This is a genomic window from Sellimonas caecigallum (assembly GCF_019754295.1).
GTDB classification, from domain to species: Bacteria; Bacillota; Clostridia; order Lachnospirales; family Lachnospiraceae; genus Sellimonas; species Sellimonas caecigallum.
Genome location: NZ_VIRV01000002.1, coordinates 72,648 through 96,027, shown reverse-complemented (window position 1 = coordinate 96,027; position 23,380 = coordinate 72,648). Strand labels below are relative to the sequence as shown.

General features: G+C 45.8%; 22 protein-coding genes. 12 read left to right on the top strand and 10 right to left on the bottom strand.

The genetic code is table 11. The features are described 5' to 3' along the window. Positions 1-149: 149 nt before the first annotated feature. From FLB61_RS02940 to dnaB, 4 genes are all read left to right on the top strand, one after another. A complete protein-coding gene (locus FLB61_RS02940) occupies positions 150-791 on the top strand; it encodes a hypothetical protein (RefSeq protein WP_221919356.1) in 642 nt (213 codons plus the stop codon). A gap of 86 nt (positions 792-877) precedes the next feature. Further along, positions 878-2,938 (top strand): DHH family phosphoesterase, encoded by a 2,061-nt coding sequence (locus FLB61_RS02935; protein ID WP_087199922.1) that lies wholly within the window; start codon positions 878-880, stop codon positions 2,936-2,938. Continuing rightward, on the top strand, positions 2,935-3,381 hold the full coding sequence (gene rplI / locus FLB61_RS02930; protein ID WP_087209988.1) for a 50S ribosomal protein L9: 447 nt from the start codon (positions 2,935-2,937) through the stop codon (positions 3,379-3,381). Before FLB61_RS02935 ends, rplI begins: the two co-directional genes overlap by 4 nt. 38 nt (positions 3,382-3,419) lie before the next feature. Continuing rightward, complete coding sequence (dnaB, locus tag FLB61_RS02925; protein WP_087199918.1) at positions 3,420-4,760, top strand: replicative DNA helicase; 1,341 nt, start codon at positions 3,420-3,422, stop codon at positions 4,758-4,760. 83 nt (positions 4,761-4,843) lie between these two features. Here the strand turns inward: dnaB and FLB61_RS02920 are convergent, their stop codons facing one another. Together FLB61_RS02920 and FLB61_RS02915 are read right to left on the bottom strand one after the other, a co-directional pair. Beyond that, positions 4,844-5,362, bottom strand: coding sequence for a MerR family transcriptional regulator (locus tag FLB61_RS02920; protein ID WP_087209985.1), 519 nt, complete (start codon positions 5,360-5,362; stop codon positions 4,844-4,846). 171 nt (positions 5,363-5,533) lie between these two features. Further along, positions 5,534-5,752 carry a DUF362 domain-containing protein gene (locus tag FLB61_RS02915; protein ID WP_144018231.1) on the bottom strand — a complete coding sequence of 73 codons (219 nt, stop codon included), beginning with the start codon at positions 5,750-5,752 and terminating at the stop codon, positions 5,534-5,536. Between the two features lie 141 nt (positions 5,753-5,893). Here FLB61_RS02915 and FLB61_RS02910 point away from each other — a divergent pair, with 141 nt between their 5' ends. After that, on the top strand, positions 5,894-7,066 hold the full coding sequence (locus FLB61_RS02910; RefSeq protein WP_221919355.1) for a substrate-binding domain-containing protein: 1,173 nt from the start codon (positions 5,894-5,896) through the stop codon (positions 7,064-7,066). 83 nt (positions 7,067-7,149) lie between these two features. Here the strand turns inward: FLB61_RS02910 and FLB61_RS02905 are convergent, their stop codons facing one another. The 3 genes from FLB61_RS02905 to FLB61_RS02895 are packed head-to-tail and all read right to left on the bottom strand — an operon-like array spanning position 7,150 to position 11,647. Further along, positions 7,150-8,556: a sensor histidine kinase gene (locus FLB61_RS02905; protein ID WP_087199910.1), complete on the bottom strand. Its 1,407-nt coding sequence runs from the start codon at positions 8,554-8,556 to the stop codon at positions 7,150-7,152. A gap of 3 nt (positions 8,557-8,559) precedes the next feature. Continuing rightward, on the bottom strand, positions 8,560-9,261 hold the full coding sequence (locus FLB61_RS02900; protein WP_087199908.1) for a response regulator transcription factor: 702 nt from the start codon (positions 9,259-9,261) through the stop codon (positions 8,560-8,562). 10 nt (positions 9,262-9,271) lie between these two features. Continuing rightward, positions 9,272-11,647 (bottom strand): endonuclease MutS2, encoded by a 2,376-nt coding sequence (locus tag FLB61_RS02895; RefSeq protein WP_087213648.1) that lies wholly within the window; start codon positions 11,645-11,647, stop codon positions 9,272-9,274. Positions 11,648-11,817: 170 nt separating this feature from the next. On the opposite strand from FLB61_RS02895, the gene FLB61_RS02890 reads away from it, so the two are divergent. From FLB61_RS02890 to FLB61_RS02875, 4 genes are all read left to right on the top strand, one after another. Next, a complete protein-coding gene (locus FLB61_RS02890; protein WP_087199904.1) occupies positions 11,818-13,083 on the top strand; it encodes a S1C family serine protease in 1,266 nt (421 codons plus the stop codon). Between the two features lie 22 nt (positions 13,084-13,105). Further along, complete coding sequence (locus FLB61_RS02885; protein WP_221919354.1) at positions 13,106-14,050, top strand: 3'-5' exoribonuclease YhaM family protein; 945 nt, start codon at positions 13,106-13,108, stop codon at positions 14,048-14,050. 92 nt (positions 14,051-14,142) lie between these two features. Continuing rightward, entirely contained in the window at positions 14,143-15,540 is a 1,398-nt protein-coding gene (gene rlmD / locus FLB61_RS02880; RefSeq protein ID WP_221919353.1) for a 23S rRNA (uracil(1939)-C(5))-methyltransferase RlmD, read from the top strand. Between the two features lie 147 nt (positions 15,541-15,687). Next, entirely contained in the window at positions 15,688-16,425 is a 738-nt protein-coding gene (locus FLB61_RS02875; RefSeq protein WP_221919352.1) for a carbon-nitrogen hydrolase family protein, read from the top strand. A gap of 544 nt (positions 16,426-16,969) precedes the next feature. Here the strand turns inward: FLB61_RS02875 and FLB61_RS02870 are convergent. Both FLB61_RS02870 and FLB61_RS02865 read right to left on the bottom strand, forming a co-directional pair. Then, entirely contained in the window at positions 16,970-17,230 is a 261-nt protein-coding gene (locus FLB61_RS02870; protein ID WP_087199891.1) for a spore coat protein, read from the bottom strand. An 11-nt stretch (positions 17,231-17,241) separates the two neighbouring features. After that, on the bottom strand, positions 17,242-17,427 hold the full coding sequence (locus FLB61_RS02865) for a hypothetical protein (protein ID WP_087199889.1): 186 nt from the start codon (positions 17,425-17,427) through the stop codon (positions 17,242-17,244). Between the two features lie 332 nt (positions 17,428-17,759). On the opposite strand from FLB61_RS02865, the gene FLB61_RS02860 reads away from it, so the two are divergent. Then, the gene (locus tag FLB61_RS02860; protein WP_221919351.1) at positions 17,760-19,496 is read left to right on the top strand and encodes a class I adenylate-forming enzyme family protein; all 1,737 of its coding nucleotides are present in this window, start codon (positions 17,760-17,762) and stop codon (positions 19,494-19,496) included. Positions 19,497-19,523: 27 nt separating this feature from the next. Here the strand turns inward: FLB61_RS02860 and FLB61_RS02855 are convergent, their stop codons facing one another. The 3 genes from FLB61_RS02855 to FLB61_RS02845 form a co-directional block, all read right to left on the bottom strand. Beyond that, positions 19,524-20,309, bottom strand: a complete 786-nt coding sequence (locus tag FLB61_RS02855; RefSeq protein WP_087199884.1) for an ABC transporter permease subunit — start codon at positions 20,307-20,309, stop codon at positions 19,524-19,526. After that, the gene (locus tag FLB61_RS02850) at positions 20,309-21,187 is read right to left on the bottom strand and encodes an ABC transporter ATP-binding protein (protein ID WP_087212551.1); all 879 of its coding nucleotides are present in this window, start codon (positions 21,185-21,187) and stop codon (positions 20,309-20,311) included. Before FLB61_RS02850 ends, FLB61_RS02855 begins: the two co-directional genes overlap by 1 nt. A gap of 503 nt (positions 21,188-21,690) precedes the next feature. Further along, positions 21,691-22,242 carry a flavodoxin family protein gene (locus tag FLB61_RS02845; RefSeq protein ID WP_221919350.1) on the bottom strand — a complete coding sequence of 184 codons (552 nt, stop codon included), beginning with the start codon at positions 22,240-22,242 and terminating at the stop codon, positions 21,691-21,693. Positions 22,243-22,391: 149 nt separating this feature from the next. Here FLB61_RS02845 and FLB61_RS02840 point away from each other — a divergent pair, with 149 nt between their 5' ends. Further along, the gene (locus FLB61_RS02840; protein WP_221919349.1) at positions 22,392-22,724 is read left to right on the top strand and encodes a winged helix-turn-helix transcriptional regulator; all 333 of its coding nucleotides are present in this window, start codon (positions 22,392-22,394) and stop codon (positions 22,722-22,724) included. Between the two features lie 54 nt (positions 22,725-22,778). Next, positions 22,779-23,330 carry a GNAT family N-acetyltransferase gene (locus FLB61_RS02835; RefSeq protein WP_221919348.1) on the top strand — a complete coding sequence of 184 codons (552 nt, stop codon included), beginning with the start codon at positions 22,779-22,781 and terminating at the stop codon, positions 23,328-23,330. Positions 23,331-23,380 lie beyond the last annotated feature (50 nt).

The following is a 23,380-nucleotide window of genomic DNA, read 5'->3' as shown; positions in this document are numbered from 1 at the left end:
AGTATATCGGAAAACAGCTGTAAAATCAATAGGATGGACACTCGTCACAAAACTTTCACTTGCCTTCTCGCCGTGAAAATATCATAATAATGATACCGGAGTCAAAATACCTTTTGGATAATATTCACATATACAAGGAGGAGCGAAAGATGCTGGACCGAAAATACGAGAGGCAGATGGAAGGAAAAGAAAAGCGCCGTTTTGAGATGGAAAAGTTAAAAAAAATGACATGGAAGGAAAAGATCGAGTATCTGTGGATGTACTATAAGATCTGGCTCGTCGTCCTGGCCCTCGTCATAGCGGCTATCTGTACAGGAGTGCAGATGTATCATGGGATAACGGAGGAAGTTCTCCTGAACGTAACGATCGTGGATGGAGGAAACGTGGATCGTACCGGACTTGAGAAAGACGTCAAAGAACTGCTGGGAGCAAAAAAGAAAAATCAGAGTGTAAAGTTTAATTCCAATATATCCTCTTCCAAGGAAGATTATAACAGCCGTATCGCGCTGACGACATTGATCGGTGCAGAGTCTGTGGATGTGCTGATCTGTCCGAAAGAAATCTACGAAGAGTATCAGGGAATGGATGGACTCGTAAATCTGGAGGAAATGATGCCGGAACAGGCGGTGGAAGGCACTGTGGAAGGAGAAGCGGCCATTTTCCAGGACAATGCATATCTGGATGAGAATATAGGTGTTTCCTATGAACCGGTATATGCGTGTGTGCTGCAGAATGGACACAACAAGGAGAACGCGGTAGAATTCCTCAAAATGCTCACAGAAAAGCAGTAAGAGGTGCAGCAAAACAAATTCCTTTAAAAAATGTACGGAAAGTGGTATAATATAGCATGCAACTTTATTGATTTGAGGACGGAGAGATGAACAAGAAAGACAATATTCATTTTAAAGGCCAGTTAAAACTGTATATGCAGTGGCCGGCAATCATGACCATCCTTTTGATCATTATGAATATCTGGATTTATATGGTCAATCAGAGTGCAGGATTTCTGATGAGCGCATTTGTGATCGTATATGCTGTTATTGCATTCATCCTGTATTTTTACAATCGGTCTTTGCTGCTAGCAAATCTTGTAGAGTTTGCCGCCCAGTACGGTGGGGTGCAGGATATCCTGCTAAGGGAGCTTTCTGTGCCGTATGCGATTTTGCTGGACGACGGAAAGATTCTCTGGGGGAACAGCCAGTTTGCGGAAATCATAGGAAATGGACTCAGACCGGATACGTATTTGAGCAAATATATTCCGGCGCTGAACCGGAGTGTGTTCCCAAAAGAGGAGGACAAAAGCACATCCCTGGAAGTCACTTATCAGAACAGGGATTATGTGGCAGAGTTTTATAAAGTCCCGATAGAGGGATTTAGCAGGAAGGAAGAAGTTCTTCAGATCCCGGAAGGAAAGGAATACTTTATTACCCTTTATATGAGGGATGTAACCAGCCTTAACCAGGCACGGGCGGAAGTGGAAGAACAGAAGATGGTTGCCGGGCTTATCTATATCGATAACTACGACGAAGTGATCGACAGTGTTGAGGAGGTAAGGCAGTCTCTTCTGATCGCGCTCATCGACCGGAAGATCAACCAGTATGTGGCGACGATGGATGGGATCGCCAAGAAACTGGAGAAAGACAGATATTTTATCGTCATCAAGAAAAAGTTTTTTCAGTATATGGAGGAAGATCATTTTTCCCTCATGGACGATGTGAAAGAGATCAGTATCGGAAACAAGATTCCGGCTACGCTCAGTATTGGCCTTGGTTTCAGCGGGGAAAAATATGGACTGAGTTATAATTATGCCCGCGTAGCTATCGATCTGGCGCTTGCAAGAGGCGGAGATCAGGTGGTAGTAAAGAGCATGGAAGGAATCAAGTATTACGGCGGCAAGAGAGAGCAGACGGCTAAGAATACCCGAGTCAAGGCCAGAGTCAAGGCAGAAGCGATGCGAGAATTTATGATCGCCAAAGATCAGATTCTCGTGATGGGGCACAAACTTGGCGATTCGGACTCTTTTGGCGCGGCAGTTGGTATTTATAAGATCGCAAGGACACTGGAGAAGAAAGCACATATCGTCATTAACGAAGTGACGATGTCGCTCCGGCCGATCTACAATGAATTTGTGAACAGTGAAAAATTCCCGGACGACATGTTTGTCAGCTCTCAGGAAGCGCTCAGACTTGTGGATGAGAATACGATGGTCATTGTGGTGGATACCAACAAACCAAATCTTACGGAATGTGAAGAGCTGCTTACACAAGTAAAAACTATTGCAGTTCTGGATCATCACAGACAGGGAAGCAACGTGATCGAAAATGCGATCCTGTCTTATATCGAACCTTACGCATCATCTACGTGTGAGATGGTGGCGGAAGTGCTTCAGTATATCGCAGATGATATCAAACTCGACACCATCGAGGCAAACAGTATCTATGCAGGTATCATGATTGATACAAACAATTTTATGAACCGTACCGGTGTGCGGACATTTGAGGCTGCGGCGTTCTTAAGAAGAAACGGTGCAGATATCACTTATGTGCATAAGATATTCCGGGACGACCTGGAATCCTACAGAGCCAAGGCCGATATCATTGGGAATGCTGAGATATACAGAGATTGCTTTATCATAGCAAGAGGGGCGGGCATGGAGATTGAAAGCCCGACCATCGTGGGAGCGCAGGCAGCCAACGAGCTTCTGAATATCAAGGAAGTAAAAGCGGCGTTTGTACTGACGGAATACCACGGAAAAGTGTACGTAAGCGCCCGTTCCATCGACGAAGTCAACGTGCAGATTATTATGGAGCGGATTGGAGGCGGCGGCCATATCAACAGCGCCGGCGCGCAGTTTGAAAATGAAGATCTGGAAGGCGATATCGATACGCTGAAACAGGTTATCGACGACATGATTGAAGGAGGAGACATCGAGGTATGAAAGTAATTTTATTGGAAGACGTAAAATCCGTCGGAAAAAAGGGCGATATTGTGGAAGTGAGCGACGGATATGCAAGAAACGTGATCATAAAGCAGAAAAAGGGAGTGGAAGCGAACAAAAAGAATCTGAACGATCTCAAGCTGAAGAAGGCAAACGATGAAAAGATCGCGCAGGAACAGTTTGAAGCTGCACAGAAATTAAAAGCCGAGATTGAGGAAAAGAAAGTGGTCCTTAAGATCAAGACAGGGGAAGGCGGAAGAACGTTTGGATCCGTCTCATCCAAAGAGATTGCGGCGGCAGTGAAGGAACAGCTTGGATACGATATTGATAAGAAGAAGATCCAGATGAAAGAAGCCATCAAGACGCTGGGTATGCACATCGTGCCGGTTAAGCTTCACACGAAAGTAACCGCTGACTTGAAAGTATCCGTGCAGGAAGAATAATCCTTCGCCCAGGGAAACAGACGACAGGAGGAATTGGCATGGAAGAAGCGCTGATCAAAAGGGTCATGCCTCACAGCGTGGAAGCGGAGCAGTCTGTTGTGGCTGCAATGCTCATGGATAAAGAAGCAATCATGACTGCGGCGGAGATCATCAGTGGGGACGATTTTTACCAGTCCACATACGGGACAGTCTTCGGCGCTATCGTGGAACTATATAACGAAGGGACACCGGTTGACCTGATTACGCTTCAGGAAAAACTTAAGGAAAAGGATGTCCCGGAAGAGATCCAGAGTCTGGAATTTGCCAGAGATCTCGTGACATCCGTTTCGACATCCGCGAATGTCAAGTATTACGCGGAGATCGTGGCGGAGAAATCGATGCTCAGAAAGCTCATCCGGATGACGGAGGGGATTGCAAATACGTGTTACGCGTCAAAGGAGCCTTTGGAAGGAATCCTGGAGCGGACAGAGAAAGATATCTTTGATTTGCTCCAGAGACGCAGCACAGGAGATTATGTACCGATCAAACAGGTTGTCCTAAATGCCCTTGAGAAAATTGAAAAAGCATCGAAAAGTAAAGGGACCGTAACAGGGATCCCTACCGGATTTATTGATCTGGACTACAAAATGTCGGGGCTTCAGCCGTCCGACCTGATACTTGTGGCGGCTCGTCCGTCCATGGGAAAAACGGCATTTGTACTGAATATCGCCCAGCACGTGGCGTTTAAAGTGGAAAAGACTGTGGCGATCTTCAGTTTAGAGATGTCAAAAGAGCAGCTTGTGAACCGACTGTTTGCGCTGGAATCCCAGGTGGATTCCCAGGCGCTCAGGACAGGAAATCTGAAAGATTCAGACTGGGAGAAGCTTATTGAAGGCGCCGGCATCATCGGGCGTTCCAACCTGATCATCGACGATACTCCGGGTATCTCGATTTCTGAGATGCGTTCCAAGTGCAGAAAGTATAAGCTGGAGCATAATCTGGAACTTATCATTATCGACTACCTGCAGCTTATGAGCGGAAGCGTGGGAGGACGGAGTGAATCGAGGCAGCAGGAAATCTCAGATATTTCCCGGTCTTTGAAGGCACTTGCCAGAGAACTGAATGTGCCGGTCATCGCTCTGTCACAGCTCAGCCGTGCGGTAGAGCAGAGGCCGGATCACAGACCGATGCTTTCAGACCTCCGTGAATCCGGGGCCATAGAGCAGGATGCGGACGTGGTTATGTTTATCTATCGGGATGACTATTACCATAAAGATACAGATCGCCCGAATATTGCGGAGATCATCATTGCCAAGCAGAGAAACGGCCCGATCGGGACAGTGGAGCTTACCTGGCTTCCAAATTATACAAAGTTTGCAAATTATATGAAAAGAGAATAAAAACGGCGCAGAGAGTATGACGCCGTACAAAGAAAGCCCCTGGCCGAAAAGGCCGGGGCTTTCTTATAAAAGGAAAGAGTTTGTCAAGCTTCGCCGATCAGACGGTGCCAAAACCGTACAGGGGCAGTTTTTACAGCCTCTTTCCGGTACGTCTGCTGCTGCCGGATCAGATGATCCAGATTCCGGTAGCGCTCTTCTTCTTGTCGTTCTTTTGCCTGGAGCAGGAAAGCCATATCCTGGGAAATCTGTTTTGTGACTGTCTCACTGATCTGTCTTTCCAGTACAGGGTTGTTTTCTAAAAGTACACTTCGGAACACGGAGGCAAAAAATGCTTCCGGCGAATCCGCGTTATCTTGCTTCAGCGTTTCTTTCGTATGTAAAATATCCGGTATCACTTCTTTCAAATCTGAGATACGGATACCTTGTTCCAATAGTTCTTTGATACAGCTAAAAAGCCGTATGTCTTCATTTGTATAGTAACGATGTCCGTTTTCCGTACGGCCGCAAGGCAGTCTTAAGTATTCTTCCCAGTAGAGGAGAAGATCTTTTTTGACGCCGGTTCTTTTGGCGGCTTCGGAAAGCATGTACTGAACCTCGCCCATACACATAACCCCCTGTTAATCTTTATACATTTCTGGTGCACTTCTATCATAGCATATTATGGGGAGAAAATCCGAAAAACTTCTCGACGTCTTCGGACAAAAATACCGCCCTCCATACAGAAGGCGGCATTTTTCATTCATTTCATTCATGCATTATGTATAAACCGGTTATTATTCAGCGGAAATAGCACCTGTCGGGCACTGTGCTGCACAAGCGCCGCAGTCAACGCAAGCATCTGCGTCGATTTCATAATGATCTGCTCCCTGAGAAATAGCGCCTACCGGGCATTCTGCTTCGCAAGCTCCGCAGCTTACACATTCATCACTGATTACGTGTGCCATAGTATGTTCCTCCTTTTCTTGTTTGTGTCTATATTTTAACGCAAACACTGTGAATATACAAGCAAATTCGTGCTTTTAATTAAATACAACACAAAGATTTCGCGGAAAATTAAGAAAAAATTTATCCTTTTTTTGGAGTTTTGGTGTATAGTGTTGGTTAGAAGATTTTGATGGACAGGAGAAAAGACGATGAAAAACAGGAGCATATTACTCACTTGCATGCTTTGCGCATCGTTGTTTCTTACAGCGTGTGGGCGAGATGATACATCCGATAAAAATAACGTGGTACTTAACGAGGAGAAAGCCGAGAGCAAATATCAGACAAGGCTCAACATGGTTCAGCCTCAGGCCTACAGTTCTGTGGAAGGGATCAAGCTGGAAAAAGGAAGCTATATATCCATCATTGGGAAGGCCGAGGGCAGCGCTTACTGGGACGAGATCGCGAAAGGAGCTGAAGATGCGGTAAAAGCCTTGAATGAGCAGCTTGGATACGAGGGAAAAGACAAGATCAAGGTAACATACAATGGTCCAAGCCATGAAGGGGATGTGGATGAGCAGATCAATATTCTGGACGAGGAACTCGACAGATATCCGGCTGCTCTTGCGATCGCACCTATCGACCGGACAGCCTGTGAAGTGCAGTTTGATCTGGCTACAGAAAATGATATCCCAATCGTGGAATTTGATTCCGGAAGCGACTATCAGGGAATTATGGCAAAAGTAATGACGAACAACAAAGAGGCTGGGATGACGGCGGCGGACAAGATGGCAAGTCTTATCGATGAACAGGGAGAAGTGCTGCTTTTTGTTCAGGACAATAAATCAACCTCTGCGCAAGACAGGGAGAGCGGCATCAAAGGACAGATCCAGGCCCATTACCCGCAGATACAGATCAGCGGCACTTACTATATGGATGATTTGGAAGAGCTGAAAAAGATGACGGCGGAAAAGCTGACAGAGAAGAATAAAGCAAACGGGAGCGAGGAAGAAGTCACGGCAGACAGTGTAACAGAAGAGCAGGTCATGGCGCAGATCCTGGAGCAGCACCCGAATGCAAAAGGCTGTATCGCAACGAGCGGAGAAGTAACAGAGAAAGTGCTGGACATGTGTGAGGCGGCCGGGAAAGAGGATATGAAGATTATCGGATTTGATGGCGGAGAAAATCTGACAGAGGCATTGGATGACGGAAGTCTGGATGGACTTATCATCCAAAACCCTTACGGTATCGGATATGCCACTGTAGTCGCTTCTGCAAGATCTGCCCTGGACATGGGAAACGAAGCTTTTGTGGATACCGGTTATGCCTGGGTTACGAAAGAAAATATGGAAGAGACAGCGATCAAAAATATGCTGTATGAATAAGAAATATGGTGTTATCAGCAACCTGGAAGCGGGCAGATCCTCATGGACGAGGAAGCTGCCCGCTTCTGTTTGTGCCAATGCGTTTAAGTGCGGGGAAGAGAGAAGATAAACTCCGTGCCGACTCCCTCTGTACTGATGACATTGATATTTTCGTTGTGTGCCTGGATGATCTCTTTTACGATGGCAAGACCCAGACCGGTGCCCTTTTTGTCCTTACCACGGGAAAGGTCACTCTTATAGAAGCGTTCCCATATCCTGTTGAGATCTTCTTTCGGGATACCGATGCCATAGTCCCTTACGGACACGAAGACTTTTTCCCCACGTTCTGTTGTCTCAACTGTGACCGAGGAATTTGGGTTGCTGAACTTGATAGCATTATCCAGAAGGTTGTAGAGTACCTGCTGGATTTTTCTCCTGTCAGCGTGAACATTCAGTATCTGGGATGCCAAAAGCAGCTCGATGGAGATCTTCCGTTTCGTGCAGGTACCTTCAAATGAGGCTGCTACGTTCTTTATGACTTCGTGGATGTCAAAGCTCTCTTTATTGAGCAGAAGATCCTTTGTGTCAAATTCATTCAGCGTCAGGAGATCCCGTGTCAGATCGGTAAGGCGCTCCGTCTCGAAGAGGATAATATTCAGATATTTTCCCTGAAGTTCTGGCGGGATCGTGCCGTCTGCCATGGCCTCCACATATCCTTTGATGGATGTAAGCGGAGAACGGAAATCATGGGAGACATTTGCCACAAATTTTTTCTGATAATCTTCCATGTCTTTTAAGTGGGACGCCATATAGTTCAAAGAAGCCGAAAGGTATCCGATCTCATCCTGGAAGTAGACAGGGATCTCATATTCAAGATTCCCTGAAGCATACTGTTTGGCAGCCTCCGTAATCTTTCGAAGCGGCATGTAGATAAAAAAATGAATGCCGAGAAAGAGTACGAAAGACAGCACATAGATGGCGAGCAATGTGATGTACACAGCGTTCATCACGGAGTGATGCCGCGCATCGTATACCGATAACGGTTTGTGGAGCAGGAGATAACCATTAGTGGAAAATCCCTTTGTCACAGGAGTGATGATCGTGACTACATCCTCGTCGAAATATCCATGATACGTACCGGACAGATACTGATCATTACCGCTCTCGGCGGGATCAAAATTACGAATTTGGGAAGGCACGGTACCAAGGCTGCCTGTCGTCACAGTAAGAAGAACCTTGCCTTCAGTATCAGTTAACCAGAGATCCGCGTCAAGATATGTGTTCACGTTCTTTAAAAGTATCCGGGTATCAGACGCACTCATGTCTTCAGTGAAATAATCCGGGAGATAGTCCGATGCCAAGATGGAAGCTTCGCGGTAGAGTGCGGACGTATCGTTTCTTTCAATACTTTTGAAGATCAAGTGAGACCCCAACGTAGCAGTCGTAAAAAGACTCAAAAATCCAAAGATGATATAAAGGATAATAAATTTTACATATAGATTGCTGCGCATGGGCTACTTAACCTCAAATTTGTATCCGATTCCCCAGACAGTGCCAAGATTCCAGGAAGGATGGTCTTTTATTTTTTCACGCAGGCGCTTGATGTGGACGTCTACTGTACGGGTGTCTCCAACATACTCATATCCCCAGATTTGATCAAGAAGCTGTTCGCGGGTAAATACCTGATTTGGAGAAGAGGCAAGAAAATAAAGGAGCTCCAGCTCTTTCGGAGGCATATCCACATGCTTCCCGTCCACCATCACTGAGTAGTTTGTAAGGTTGATGGAGATGCCTGGGTATTCCACACATTTTCCGCGCGATGCGTCTGCGTACTCTGGCTTGGCAGGCTGATATCTGCGGAGTACTGCTTTTACGCGGGCAACGAGTTCTTTGGAATCGAACGGTTTGATGACATAGTCGTCGGCACCCAGTTCCAGCCCCAGAACCTTGTCAAAAACCTCTCCCTTGGCGGAAAGCATAATGATCGGGGTATTGGAGCGTGAGCGGATCTCCCGGCAGACTTGGTAGCCATCCATGCCGGGAAGCATGAGATCCAAAAGGATCAGGTTCGGCTGATAGGAGTCAAAGGCGCGGAGCGCCTCCTCCCCGTCGAACACCATGTGAGTGTCAAAGCATTCCTTTGTAAGATACAAAGAGATGAGCTCTGCGATATTTTCATCGTCATCTACGATCAATATTTTCTGTTTTGCTACCATAACTTCCTCCCTATTTAAATTCTACTATAGTAACACCGGCGTCTCCCTCGCCAAACGCGCCCAGCCGGTAAGATTTGACATGTTTCTGCCGCTTCAGATAATTATGGACTGCAGCGCGCAGTGCGCCGGTACCTTTTCCGTGAACGACGCGGACTGGATTGATATGAGCGAGGTAGGCATCGTCCAGATATTTATCAAGCAGTGCGACTGCTTCATCCGTTGTCTTCCCGATGAGATTGATCTCGGGACTGACAGTTAAAGACTTGCCCATCTTCATCTTGCCGGATGACGTCTTCCGAGTCTGTTTGGACGTGTAGGAAGCAGCCTCCTCGATAATGTCCAGATCCGTGATCGGGACCTTGGAACGAAGGATTCCCATCTGTACGTCCACAACACCCTTGGAATCCGGAAGGGAACGGACAGTTCCCGTGAGATTCATACTTAGGACTTTCACGGAAGTGCCAAGCTTAAAGTCGGACGGTTTGTATTGTCTGCGCGGCTTTTCTTTTTCCAAAGTAAGATGGGAGTTTGTCTTTTCCATTTTTTTGCGGAGACGCTCCCTTTCCTTTTCCATTTCTGCTGCGGAAACATTTTCTTTCCCGAATTTACGGAAGTTTTTCATTGTTTCATCTGCGTAGTCTTTGGCTTCACGGAGAATCTGGCTGGCCTTTTCGTTGGCCTGACGCAGGATTCGATCTCGCTGTTCATTGAGACGAGCCTGCTTTTTCTCGATTTCTTCTTTCAGAGATGCGATTTCTTCTTTGTATGCCCGAATCTCATTTTGTTCCTGCTCGATGGTCCGTCTGCTCTGTTCCAGATCCGTGAGAAGCTCCTCGAAGGATTCGTCCTGCTCGCTCAGGTGTGATTTCGCTTCTTCGATGATGGCGTCAGAAAGACCCAGTTTTTTTGAGATGGCAAAGGCATTACTCTTCCCCGGGATTCCGATGAGCAGATGATAAGTAGGACGAAGCGTCTCCACATCGAACTCACAGCATGCATTCTCCACACCCGCTGTCGTCAGGGCAAAGACTTTCAGTTCGCTATAGTGAGTTGTAGCCATCGTACGGATACCTCTTTTGTGCAGGCTTGACAGGATGGCGATGGCAAGGGCAGCACCCTCCGTCGGATCGGTCCCGGCTCCAAGCTCATCAAAGAGCACGAGAGAACGTTCATCTACGCGTTCCAGGAAGGACACGATGTTGGTCATATGGGAGGAGAAGGTACTCAGACTCTGTTCGATACTCTGCTCATCTCCGATATCCGCGTATACTTCATGGAAGATTCCAAGCTCGGAACGGTCAAGGGCAGGGATATGAAGTCCCGCCTGTCCCATGAGCGTGAAAAGTCCGGTCGTCTTAAGAGAGACGGTCTTTCCGCCGGTATTAGGTCCTGTCACGATGAGCAGGTCAAAGTCTGCTCCCAGACGGATCGTTGTCGGTACAACTTTCTGCTTGTCAAGGAGAGGATGGCGCCCCTCTCGGATGTGGATTCGCCCTTCTTCGTTAAAGACTGGTCTTGATGCATTCCACTCAAGGGCCAGGCTTCCCCTGGCAAATATGAAATCAAGCTCGGTAAGGATCGTGTAGTCGTTTCGGATCTCCGAGATGTATTCTGCTGCTTCGGAGCTGAGGCGAGCCAGGATGACCTGAATCTCTTCCTGCTCCTTCGCGTAAAGCTCCATAAGATCATTGTTCAGTTTTACGACAGCCATCGGTTCGATAAACAAAGTGGATCCGGTGGAAGACTGGTCGTGGATCATCCCCTTTACCTGGCTTCGGTATTCGGCCTTCACAGGCAGACAGTACCGGTCTCCCCGCATTGTGATAATGGAATCCTGAAGATAGGTGCGCAAAGAGCCGTTGACCATGCTGTTCAAAGTAGAGTGGATCTTGTCTCCAGCCTGGCTGATACTTCTTCGGATCTTCAGAAGATTGCTGCTTGCCTCATCAGCAATGACATCTTCCTCAAGGATACAGCGGCGGATGTCGGATGCAAGCGGGGTAATAGGTTCGAGATGAGCGAAGTATTCATCCAGACAGTCCGGTTCTTCATCCGGCGTTTCGTGCCGTCCGAACGTCTTCGCCCGGTTGGCAGCTTCCAGAAGCTTACAGATGGAAAGAAGCTCAGAAGATCCAAGTGAAGCCCCTATTTCAAGACGTTTCAGCGAAGCTTCCACAGGATAGCAACCGCTGAAGGAAAGCATTCCCTTCTTGACGATCCGTGTAAATGCTGCCGCCGTCTCCTCCTGCATCTTCTCGATCTGAGGAAGGGAGGAGGAAGGGACAAGGTCCAGACAAAGCTCTCTTCCGCCAGGGGAAGAGGCGTGGTCGGCCAAAAGTTTTATGATTTTATCGTATTCCAGTTTACGTAATGTTTTTGTATTCATGAAAATCCCCTTTACATAATTTACCGATTCTATTTTACTCCATTTGACCTTTAAAATAAAGGAGAAAAAAAGGTTAAATATTGAACATTGACAAACGATACGGTATACTATAACAAGACGAGCGCGCTTTAGAAAAAGCAAAGGCGATCTGAGAAGAAGGAGAAGATGCGATGTCTGCGGAATTTCATGATGATAACAGGAGCGAAGAAGAAAAAGAATCCTATTCATTTTTGAAAGAAACCATCAAAAAACCACCGCTGAATAAAAAAGCGGTGCTTCTGAAAATGTTGAAGATAGCAGGCCTGGGGGTAATTTTCGGCCTTGGCGCGTGCGCTGGATTTTCTGCGGCCAAACCGTGGGTGGACAGCCATTTCAACAACAATCCGACAAGTGTGACGATACCGCAGGACGATAAGGACGAAGAAGAGGAAAATCCGGAGGAAACCCCACAGGAAACACAGGCACTGACACTGGATGATTATGAGGAGATGTACCGGCAGATAGATGACGTTGCAAAGATGGCAGAGAAAAGTCTCGTAAGACTGAGCGGATCAGCGGGAGAAGAAAAGACGGAAGACGGCCAGACGATACAGGGCGGTCAGATCGAGATCTCCGGCGTGATCGTGGCGGACAATGGGGTAGAGTATCTGATCCTTGCACAGAACAGCGCTTTTCAGGCAGATCAGCCGGTCAAAGCCGCCTTCTACGATGGAAATCAGGTAGATGTATCCGTGAAAAAAAGAGACACCGCTCTCGGTATCGCTGTATATGCGGCGCCAAAATCAAGTCTTCCGGACAATACGAAGGAACAAATCGTAAAGGCGACACTGGGTAATTCCAATGCAGCGTCCAGAGGAGATCCTGTCATTGCGGCGGGTATGCCGTTCGGTGCAGACGGAAGAGTCGGTTTAGGGATCATCAGCGAAACATCCAATACAAAACTTTGCATTGACGGAGAATACCCAATTTTGAATACAGACATGCCGGGGACGGCTTCCGGAAGCGGAGTGCTTCTGAATCTGAAAGGAGAAGTCCTGGGTGTGATATGCAGGGAAGAAGAAGACGGTGGTGTGCTGAGTGCACTTGCCATCTCTGAACTAAAAGAAGAGATTGAATTGATGTCAAATGGAATTGGGATTTCCTACACCGGAATAGAAGGGACGGAAGTTTCAGATGCCGTGGCAGACAGCCAGGAGATGCCAAAAGGAATCTATGTTTCATCGACGGTTCCGGATTCTCCGGCTATGAAGGCTGGGATACAAAGCGGCGATATCCTGACAGAGGTGGAAGATACAAAAGTCTACACGATGAGTGCATACCGGCAAGAACTTATGGATTACCGACCAGGATCCCATATCACGATCAAAGGCATGCGCAGAAGCAATGACGGATACGTAGATATCCAATTTGAAGTAGCGCTCGGCAGTGCAGAATAATGAATTGGAAATGAGGAGAACAATGAGATATATTCGAGAACTGCATGAAGGGGAAACCATTCGTGCAATCTATCTGTGTAAATCAAAAAGAACAGCCGAAACACGAAACGGAAAACCATATGACAACCTGCTTTTGCAGGATAAAACGGGAACCTTGGACGGAAAGATCTGGGATCCGAATTCCAACGGTATCTCTGACTATGACGAGATGGATTTTGTGGAAATCGTAGGCGAAGTCATCACATACAACAATAACCTGCAGCTGAATATCAAACAGCTCAGAAAAGCCCAGGAAGGCGAATACATTCTGGCAGACTACATGCCGACCAGCGAGAAAGATGCAGACGCAATGTATACAGAATTGCTGGGATTTGTAAACAAGATCCAGAACAACTGGCTCCGACAGGCAGTAGAGTTCTACTTTGTGAAGGATGAGGAATTCATTCGGAGATTCAAGAACCATTCGGCGGCAAAAAGCGTCCATCATGGATTCTGCGGAGGACTCTTGGAACACACGCTCAGCATCCTGAAGCTGTGCGAATATTATCTGAGCGCATATGATATCCTGAATGCAGATCTTCTTTATGCGGCAGCTATGTACCATGATATCGGCAAGACAAAGGAACTGTCGGCATTTCCGGAAAATGACTATACCGACGACGGACAGCTTCTTGGCCATATCGTGATCGGAGTGGAGATGTTTGACGAAGCGGTGCGCACCATTCCGGACTTCCCGCCAAAACTGGCAAGTGAATTGAAACACTGTATCCTGGCACATCACGGAGAACTGGAGTACGGCTCCCCGAAAAAGCCAGCCCTTGCGGAGGCTTTGGCCTTAAATCTGGCCGACATGACAGATGCCAAGATGCAGACGTTAAAAGAGATCTTTAAAGACAAGAATACGACAGAATGGCTTGGCTACAACCGCCTTTTTGAATCTAATCTGAGAAAAACAAGCCTTTCCTGATATTCATGAAAAAATTGGAAAAATGGGTAAGTACATATCGTGCTTGCCCTTTTATTAACTGGGAAACATTTGAAAGGAGAGGATGGATACACATGAAAAAGAATGATATCGTGACATTGAAAATAGAAGATATTGGGGTAGACGGAGAAGGTATCGGAAAGGCAGACGGCTTTACTCTCTTTGTGAAGGATGCAATAGTCGGGGATGTCATCGAGGCCAAAGTCATGAAACTGAAAAAGAACTATGGATATGCGAGGCTGATGAAGATCCTCACGCCTTCTGAGAAACGAAAAGAAGCCAAGTGTCCGGTGGCCAGACAGTGCGGCGGGTGCCAGATCCAGGAGATGGACTATCAGGAACAGCTGAGATTTAAGGAAAAGAAAGTGCGCAATAATCTGGAACGGATCGGCAGATTTTCCAGGGAAATGTTAGATGCAGTGATGGAACCGATCTGTGGAATGGAAGAGCCTTTTCACTACCGGAACAAAGCGCAGTATCCCATCGGGACAGACAAGGAGGGGAGTCCGACCGCAGGATTTTATGCGGGCCGCACACACCAGATCATCCCAAACACGTCCTGCGCGCTCGGAAAAGAAGTCAATACAGAGATACTGGATATCGTGCTTGACTTTATGAAAGAATATGGCCTGCAGGCCTACGACGAAAAAATGGGTACGGGACTCTTCCGCCATGTCCTGATCCGCTGCGGATTTAAGACTGGGGAGATCATGGTCTGCCTCATCGTCAACGGAACAGAGATTCCGCACGCGGACAAGCTCGTCGAAAAACTGCGCGGCATTTCCGGAATGACAAGCATTACCATGAATATCAACCGGGAAAATACCAACGTGATCATGGGAAAAGAGATACGTCCGCTGTGGGGACAGGATTACATTACCGATTACATCGGGGAAATCAAGTACCAGATCTCGCCGCTTTCTTTTTACCAGGTCAATCCGGTGCAGACCGAAGTGCTCTATAGTCTGGCATGCGAGTATGCAGATCTGACCGGAAAAGAGACGGTCTGGGATATGTACTGCGGCATCGGGACGATCTCCCTTTTCCTGGCAAAAAAAGCAAAACAGGTATACGGAGTGGAAATCATCCCTCAGGCTATTGAAGACGCCCGCACAAACGCAAAGATCAACGGTATAGAGAATTCCGAATTTTATGTTGGGAAGGCGGAAGAAGTGCTGCCGGCCTACTATGAAAACTTCGCAAAAGAACATCCGGGGCGGCAGGCCCACGCCGATGTCATCGTCGTAGATCCGCCGAGAAAAGGGTGCGATCAGGCACTACTGGAGACGATGGTACGTATGGAACCGGACCGCATCGTCTATGTGAGCTGCGACTCTGCTACACTGGCAAGAGACCTGAAATACCTCTGTGAAGAAGGATATGAGCTTAAAAAAGTCCGCCCGGCAGATATGTTCCCGATGACGGTGCACGTAGAGACGGTATGTTTATTGTCAAAATTTAATGTAAAGTAACATCATCTATCGAGATCGGTCTGAGTATAGACGAGCTGAATTTGACTGCTGATGAAAGGAAAGCTGCCCATAATGAATTAGAAAGTCCAGAAAATGGAATATAACTGAAAAACCGGAGAATCGGACAATGAGAAGGAGTTTTAAATCATGAAAATCGCATTGGCATCTGCCCCGGCAGTGACCGGGGAGGTGGAACACAATATCGTATCCATTCTGCGTTTCTTAGAACACTGCAGTGGAAAGGCTGATCTGGTAGTGTTTGGAGAATCCTTTTTACAGGGATTTGAGTGCCTGACATGGGATTATGAGGCGGACCGTGTCATGGCAGTCTCCAAGGAGGGAGCTGAGATCAGACGGATTCGGGAAGCGGCGGCAAAGAACCGGATTGCGGTATCCTTTGGCTATATAGAGAAGGCGGCGGATTCATTGTATAGCAGTCAGATTGTGATTGACGCATCCGGAGAGATCATTCACAATTTTCAACGGGTCAGTGCCGGCTGGAAAGAATTCTGGCATACTGATGGCCGTTACCGGGAGGGGAGGAAATTTGAAACTTTTGCCTTTGACGGGAAAAAATTTGCCATCGGTCTGTGCGGCGACCTTTGGGCGGAGGGCAGACCGGAGGAAATGAAAGCACTGAATGTGGATATTGTTCTTTGGCCTGTGTGGTGCGATTATAAGGCGGCAGACTGGAATGAAAAAATCAGATATGAGTACGCAGGACAGGCGGCAAAGTGTGGTAATATTGTTCTGTATGTGAATCCCTTCTGTGCTGATCCTGGTGTTGCCGACGCTGCAAGCGGGGGTGCGGCATATTTCCAAAATGGACAGATCATAAAGGATATGCCTGCCGGAGAAAGAGGAATTCTGATCGTGGAAATATAGCATGGAAAGTGGTATAGAGGACACCATTATAGGAGGAAGGAAGCCGAAACTATATCGCATCAATAAGGATTATGCATATGGGTCGAAAAATATGCAGGAAATCGCATTATTACATTTTAAAAATACAGATGTAGATTGTTTGGAAAAAATGTAAAAAATATTTTCCGGAAATTGCTATGCCAGAGATTATCCTTTCGCCAGAGTATGAAAAGGATTTTATGACAGGATTAAGGAAACCAGAAATCTGCCTGATGGTAAGGGGTGGGGAGCCCCCCTGTTAGCACGAGGTTTTACTAAGTCTTCATATAGGTTACGCATCGGTTTTTCTGGTTCTTGCTTACACAATATTTGAGGATAGAAAACCTGGAAGAAAAAGGGATTTGTCATCGATGGACAAAACAAATTTCATCAGGATTTCAGGGGAAATCTTTTAGTCAAAATGCTGGATATTTCCTATCAGTATGGCTGTGCATTAACTATAACTGGATAGACCAAATTTATGTAATAAGGAGCCCTTGGACGAGCTCCTTTTGCAGTAATATTCTTATTTTGCACTCTGGGAAAATTTCTGTTTTGCTTCCATGATTTTTTTCTCTTCCGCCGGAGGAGTTTCGTACATTCCTCTCTGGTGCATCATATTAAACACTTCCGTGGTAATACCGTGTTCCTGCTCTAAAATATTCATCATTGTGTCCCGCAGGCTGTCGTGCACACATTCGCCGGCAAATGTGTTAAATTTTTCTGTGGTAGCTTTCTGCGTGGAAAGACCGTCTCCCAAAATTTCCTTGTCTGTAAATCCCTGCATAGTTACGCCTCCTATTTTAAATACTCATACAATGCATTAAAATGTCCCTGGTGCTGTTGGGATATCTGCCCGAATTTCTGCTGAATCTCCATATCATCTGTCTGTTTGGCCAGCATAGCGAACTTCTTAGTTAATAATTCTTCGTCTGCAAGCAGATCATTAAGAGCGGATAGCTCTTTTTCAGACAACTGTGCCATAGCGGTGTCCTCCTTTATCAATTTTTTCTACTATAATAGAGTGCGCTGAAATTTAGTTTCTATTCTTTTTCTCATTTGATTTCAGAATAATATTTTGGAAATGTATTTGCCAAAGAAATATTTTTGTCTCTACTGAACAGAGGGGATGAAGTCTGGATTGCGTTGTGAATCGAATCGGTAAAAAGGAATTCACTTTTTATCATATGGAAATTTTTTGAAAGAACGAGTTTCCTCTTTTGTCTTTTGCCTTTCACACAGTAAAGTGATAGCCTTTTAAACAACAAAGGCCTTTTAAATATGAAAAGAATCTAAGGATTGAAGAGGTAAAAGATATGAGTAAAGAAAAAGTATTGACAGGAAAACCAAGTGTCGATCGTCCGTGGATGAAATTTTATCCGGATGTCATGATGCAGATGATCAAAATTCCGGGATGTACATTGATGGAATATCTGAAGCAGTGCTGCCCAGGAATGGACATTGCAGCTATGCATTATTATGGGGAAGACATTTCCTGGAAGACAGTGTTTGAGGAAGCTGAGAAGTGTGCCCGCGCGCTCAGAGCGATCGGATTTGAAGAAGGGGATCAGATACCGGTTTATCTGCGCCTCGTTCCTGAATTTATTTACCTGCTTCTGGGAGCAGAAAAAATCGGAGCGTCTATTCTTTGCCGTGACAATACAACTGCGGAGAACGTGGAAGCCGCAAGAAAGTCTAAGGCAAAAGCTATTATTGCGCATGACTTTCTGTCACAGAAAGAAATGCATGCATTCTTGGATGGAAGCAGTGTGGAAAAGCTTGTGCTTCTCTCTCCATTGCATCATGGGTCCCGTGATGCAATGCCGGCACATATTCAGGCGTGCTTAAATAGTTACTATCCATCTATGTGCGCTTCCGGCCCTCACACAATGAGCTGGGAAGAATTTCTTGCACAGGGAGAAAAATATACAGGAAAAGTGGAGGCAGAGGCTGATATTGATCGTCCGTTGTTCCGTGCATATACAAGCGGATCGACAGGGCCTTCCAAACAGGTTATCCATTCAGCCAACACTATGCTGAGTATCATCTGTCAAATGAATTTTTATGGGGGAACAGAAGGAAAACGGCCTTCCTGGATGGTAACCTGTCTGCCTCCGGCATTGGTGGCTGTGGTCGTATCCATGGTTTTGATGCCGCTGGCATCAAATAAACTTCTTATCCTGGATCCGTTTTGCTATGAGGAAGATGTGGACCTGGAGCTGATGAGGTATAAAGCAAACAACTGGCCGATGATCCCGATGTTCATAGAGACTGTTATGCGAAACGGACGTGTTCCGGATGATTATGACCTGTCGCATCTGGTTGCAGCAGGCGCCGGAAGTGAAGCGTATAATAATGTGCAGCTGGAAAGGGCAGAACAATTCTTAAAAAATCACAACTGCAATATCCGTTTTACGACCGGATATGGAAGCAGTGAAGCTGGTTCCACCTTCTCCCTTCCGATGGCACCGAAACCGATCCGGGACGGAAACGTAGGCGTGCCGATGCCGCTCAGCATCGTAAGTGTGTTCAAACCGGGCACACAGGAAGAGCTGTCCTACAATCAAATGGGCGAAATCTGCAAGACTGGACCTGGAAATATGCTGGGTTACGACAATCCGGAAGCAACGGCCAAAGCTTTACAGATTCATGCAGACGGAAAAGTATGGCTGCATACCGGAGATCTTGGATACATGGATGAAGATGGAATACTCTATGTCTTGAACCGTGGATATTCTCCGCGCTATGGAGGGGGAGAGCTTGCAGTTCTCCCGATGGAAAATCTTGTTGCAAATGCACGGATTGAGGGAATCGATGATGAATTTTTCGTGCTGCTGGAAGACGAAGCACATCCGGGATATTTTGTGCCGTATCTCTATGTTGTTTTAGAAGATGGGTACACGGTTGATGATATCAGGGAAAAAATAGAGGAATGTCTTGAACCCCATATGTATCCGGCAGACATTATCCAGATCGACGCCCGTCCGTTCTTCCACTTTAAGACTAACCGGATTGGGCTTGCCAAAGAACTCAAGGAAAGTTTCGTATCCTGATTGCCATAAAAGTATTTGATTTTCAGATTACTGTATATCTTTTCTGCGGTATTTTGAAAATGCCGTAAAAATACCGGCAAATGTGAACAGGATTCCTATTGCAATAAGAGTCATGTCCAACTTTCCACTGTCTACAATATCTGCGCCGTCGCAATAGCCAAATGGTGTAATGAACTTGAGAAATTCCATGCTTTCGGTCATGTTGGCGATGAGATTCAGGAAATACATCATTGCCGCAATCCCAAGGCCGACGCCGATACTGCCGCGGCGCAGAAAGGCAGAGAACCCAAAGCAGATACTTGCCAGTTCTACCTGAAGAAGGAAATAGGCAAGGTGCAGCAGCAAAACTTCTTTCCACGGTATCGCCTCGCCTATAGCAGCCATAGATCCCAGAGAAAAAGCGAGGATGACAACATTCATAACAATGATCTGCAAAAGTACAGAAATCAGCTTTTCGGAAATGATATGAGTCCTGGATACAGGATGGGTAAGCAGAAACTCCGCTGTCCGGCCTTTTTCTTCCTTAGACAGAGAGGAAATGCCGATAAGCGAGGCGAAGAATGCTCCGCCAAGTCCGATTACATTTCCGCATTCAATGGCATAAAATCCCACAAGAGTTCCAAAATTCAGCCGATCCATACCAAAGGCGGCGGTAAAACTCCCCATGGATGCGAATATATCGCCCATTGTATCCATTTCGCCCTTTATTTCCGGAAAAAGAAATACACAAACCATCATCAAAAGTGTGATGGATGCAGTCCAGATGGCGAAGGAGACTAGTCCTTGTTTTAGTTCATGCTTGACAATGGTCATTATTTTGCACCTCCATCTTCGTAATAATGCAGGAAAATTTCCTCCAAATCCGGTTCGGCAATGGACAAATCCTGGATATCTCCAGTGGAGAGTGTGGACAACAAAGTGTTCATATCGCCACTATAGAGAAAATTCATGCCCATGTCGGATTTCTGGAGATCACGGACGCCGCAAAGATGGCCGAGATCTACAGTGCCTTGGATGTTTACACGTTTAGCATTCGTTTTTGACAGAGCTTCTACGCTGTCACAGGCAATGATCCTTCCTTCGCGAATGATGGCTGCCCGTGAGCAATTCTGCTGAATTTCGGATAAAATATGACTGGACAGGAAAATCGTAGCGCCTGCTTTATTTCGTTCCCGCAGGATATCAAAAAATTCTTTCTGCATCAAAGGATCCAGACCACTGGTTGGTTCATCCAGGATCAGAAGATCGGGCTCGTGCTGGAGTGCGCAGATGATGGCGGCCTTTTTACGATTACCGAAGGAAAGATCCTCCACTTTTCGGGAGGTATCAAGCTGCAGTCGTTCGCATAATCGGGCGGCTGCAGCTTGGCAATTTTTCTTTCGAAGATCAGCAGAAAACTTTATTAGCTCACGCACTCTCATTCCGGGATAAAACAAAGCCTCGGACGGCAGGTATCCAACAAGAGCAAGAATCTTTTCTTTGTCATTTATAATGTCCATATCAAATACAGACGCACTTCCTGAAGTGGGTCTGATAAGCCCCAACAGTGTTCGGATAGTGGTAGATTTTCCCGCACCGTTAGGCCCGATAAATCCAAAAAATTCTCCTTTTGAAACGGTAAGTGCCACGTTGTCGATTCCGCACACTTTTCCGTAATACTTTGTCAAATTATTGATCTTAATTGCGTCCATTCTGTTCTCTCCTTTCGGAGGCATAGGTTTTTCATCCGACAAAGTGAAAAACTTCGCGTTCATAGTGCAGCCTCCATTAACCGATCGATTAATCATATGATATCTCTGTTGGCCATTTTTGAGAAGCCCTCTTGACTAAAAATATCCACAGTTTTGACTGCGGATAGTATTCATATGTATATATTCTGCTGTCGGCTGCATACTATCCTCATTGAAAGAATTTAACTATTATTTGTGCTGCCAACTTGGCGGCGGAATGGAGATTAACATGAATAAAAAGCAGCAGGAACAACAGAATGAACAAAAAAGCCAAAACAAATTTAACAGTGTGACACAGAAAAAGAAACCGGCGAACCAGAATCAGACACACAACGTGAGGTCAGAGGCGATAGAACCGAAAAACAGGCAAGTTTAAGAAAAAAATGAGGAAAGAAATGAGGCGCAGGAATGATCGAAACGAAAGAAGATCAGGATATTCCTGCGCCTTTATAAAATTTCTTGATTTACTGGATGGACCTTCCGAGTTCAAAGGCCTGCTGCAATTCCGGCTTCCCGTCAATATCGCCGATATCCCCATTTCCTCCGGCGAGAACGTGGCCAAGGTTTTTCCATTTCAGATGTTCCATCAGATGATCGTAGTAAAGAAGAACGTCCCTGAAGTCGTTTCCTTCTGCAGCCATCAGAAGTGCAGAAGATCTGTTGTGTCCTCTCAGAAGATTGCCATCTCCTTCTTCCAGTGCGAACAGCCGATCGACAGTGGTCCGGAGTTGTCCGCTCATATTCCAGTAATAAAGTGGAGAGGCAAGCACGATCACATCGCAGTCTCTCACAGATGGATAGATTTTGCTCATATCGTCTTTCTGGACACAAGGACACTCCTGGTTGCTGTGGCCCCCAAAACATCCTTTACACCCATGAATATTCATACTGTCCAGGAAAAATTCTTTCACTGCATTTCCTGCCGATTCAGCGCCCTCTGTAAATGCTTTTATGAGAGCGGATGTATTCCCTTTTTTACGTGGGCTTCCATTTAAAATGACGATTTTTTTGCTCATAAATGTTGCCTCCTGTCTGAAAGTCCAGTTGCTCTTCACATAGTGGACAATTGACTTTCTATATTATTGATATTATAATCATAGCAAGAACAGAAAGAAAAGCAAGTACGCACATAAAAGTGCGATACTTACCTAAAGGAGAGCGTAAAATGAGTAAACGATGTATATCCAATGAATGCCTCAGTACTACTGGGTTTAGTTATACCTTGTCGCTGATTAATGGAAAATACAAGATGACGATTCTTTATACCCTGATGGAATTTGGAGTTGTCCGTTTTAATGAGATGAAAAAATATATCGGAGGAATTTCTTACAAGACTCTCAGCTCTACGTTAAAGGAATTAGAATCGGACCAGCTTGTCCACCGGGAAGAATATCCTCAGATCCCACCGAAAGTAGAGTACAGTCTTACAGAACGTGGAAAGTCCCTGATTCCGATTTTAGACGGTATGTGTGAATGGGGAGATAAGAACAGATTATAAAGATGAAAAAAGCAAATCATATCACGTAAAAGTTATTTGTCAGGGGGAATGGAAGTGAAACACATTTATTTGAAAATTCCGGATAGAGATGAGTTACACCACAGGAAAGCGTGGATGATGGATCCAGAAACTATGGCATACAATGCAGGATTCGATATGAAAGTGGATGGATATGATAAAGCTACGGGAACAATTCGAAAAACGGATACACAGCTGCAGGAATGGTATGACAAATGGACAACGACGAAAAAGATGTATTTTGCATATATTTACGATGCTGAAGAGAAGATTCCGGTAGGGGAAGTCTATTATCAATATCAGGATGATATCAGTGCTCATATGGTAGGGATCGTCATTGCTTCCAGATACAGGGGAAAAGGGTATGCTTATCCTGCATTGATAGAGTTGGAACGTATTGCTTTCGAAGAAAATGGGGTAGAAGTACTGTTGGATATGTTCCCTGAAGACCGTACTGAGGCAGTAAAATTATTTATGAAAGCCGGATTTACCAAAACGGATATGGGAAGACAAGAAATTATTTTCGGAAAACAAAAGATTTTAAGACAATTTTCACTGACAAAGAAACAATACAAACAAAAGAGATAGTAAGATAAGAAGAAGCAATTTCACTAAAATTCACATAATTTCACTTTTTG

What these genes read in the sequence shown, in the direction of transcription:
- FLB61_RS02940 (WP_221919356.1), top strand. Translation starts at nt 150, where the DNA reads ATGCTGGACCGAAAATACGAGAGGCAGATGGAAGGAAAAGAAAAGCGC.
- FLB61_RS02935 (WP_087199922.1), top strand. Translation starts at nt 878, where the DNA reads ATGAACAAGAAAGACAATATTCATTTTAAAGGCCAGTTAAAACTGTAT.
- rplI (WP_087209988.1), top strand. Translation starts at nt 2,935, where the DNA reads ATGAAAGTAATTTTATTGGAAGACGTAAAATCCGTCGGAAAAAAGGGC.
- dnaB (WP_087199918.1), top strand. Translation starts at nt 3,420, where the DNA reads ATGGAAGAAGCGCTGATCAAAAGGGTCATGCCTCACAGCGTGGAAGCG.
- FLB61_RS02920 (WP_087209985.1), bottom strand. Translation starts at nt 5,362, where the DNA reads ATGGGCGAGGTTCAGTACATGCTTTCCGAAGCCGCCAAAAGAACCGGC.
- FLB61_RS02910 (WP_221919355.1), top strand. Translation starts at nt 5,894, where the DNA reads ATGAAAAACAGGAGCATATTACTCACTTGCATGCTTTGCGCATCGTTG.
- FLB61_RS02905 (WP_087199910.1), bottom strand. Translation starts at nt 8,556, where the DNA reads ATGCGCAGCAATCTATATGTAAAATTTATTATCCTTTATATCATCTTT.
- FLB61_RS02900 (WP_087199908.1), bottom strand. Translation starts at nt 9,261, where the DNA reads ATGGTAGCAAAACAGAAAATATTGATCGTAGATGACGATGAAAATATC.
- FLB61_RS02895 (WP_087213648.1), bottom strand. Translation starts at nt 11,647, where the DNA reads ATGAATACAAAAACATTACGTAAACTGGAATACGATAAAATCATAAAA.
- FLB61_RS02890 (WP_087199904.1), top strand. Translation starts at nt 11,818, where the DNA reads ATGTCTGCGGAATTTCATGATGATAACAGGAGCGAAGAAGAAAAAGAA.
- FLB61_RS02885 (WP_221919354.1), top strand. Translation starts at nt 13,106, where the DNA reads ATGAGATATATTCGAGAACTGCATGAAGGGGAAACCATTCGTGCAATC.
- rlmD (WP_221919353.1), top strand. Translation starts at nt 14,143, where the DNA reads ATGAAAAAGAATGATATCGTGACATTGAAAATAGAAGATATTGGGGTA.
- FLB61_RS02875 (WP_221919352.1), top strand. Translation starts at nt 15,688, where the DNA reads ATGAAAATCGCATTGGCATCTGCCCCGGCAGTGACCGGGGAGGTGGAA.
- FLB61_RS02870 (WP_087199891.1), bottom strand. Translation starts at nt 17,230, where the DNA reads ATGCAGGGATTTACAGACAAGGAAATTTTGGGAGACGGTCTTTCCACG.
- FLB61_RS02865 (WP_087199889.1), bottom strand. Translation starts at nt 17,427, where the DNA reads ATGGCACAGTTGTCTGAAAAAGAGCTATCCGCTCTTAATGATCTGCTT.
- FLB61_RS02860 (WP_221919351.1), top strand. Translation starts at nt 17,760, where the DNA reads ATGAGTAAAGAAAAAGTATTGACAGGAAAACCAAGTGTCGATCGTCCG.
- FLB61_RS02855 (WP_087199884.1), bottom strand. Translation starts at nt 20,309, where the DNA reads ATGACCATTGTCAAGCATGAACTAAAACAAGGACTAGTCTCCTTCGCC.
- FLB61_RS02850 (WP_087212551.1), bottom strand. Translation starts at nt 21,187, where the DNA reads ATGGACGCAATTAAGATCAATAATTTGACAAAGTATTACGGAAAAGTG.
- FLB61_RS02845 (WP_221919350.1), bottom strand. Translation starts at nt 22,242, where the DNA reads ATGAGCAAAAAAATCGTCATTTTAAATGGAAGCCCACGTAAAAAAGGG.
- FLB61_RS02840 (WP_221919349.1), top strand. Translation starts at nt 22,392, where the DNA reads ATGAGTAAACGATGTATATCCAATGAATGCCTCAGTACTACTGGGTTT.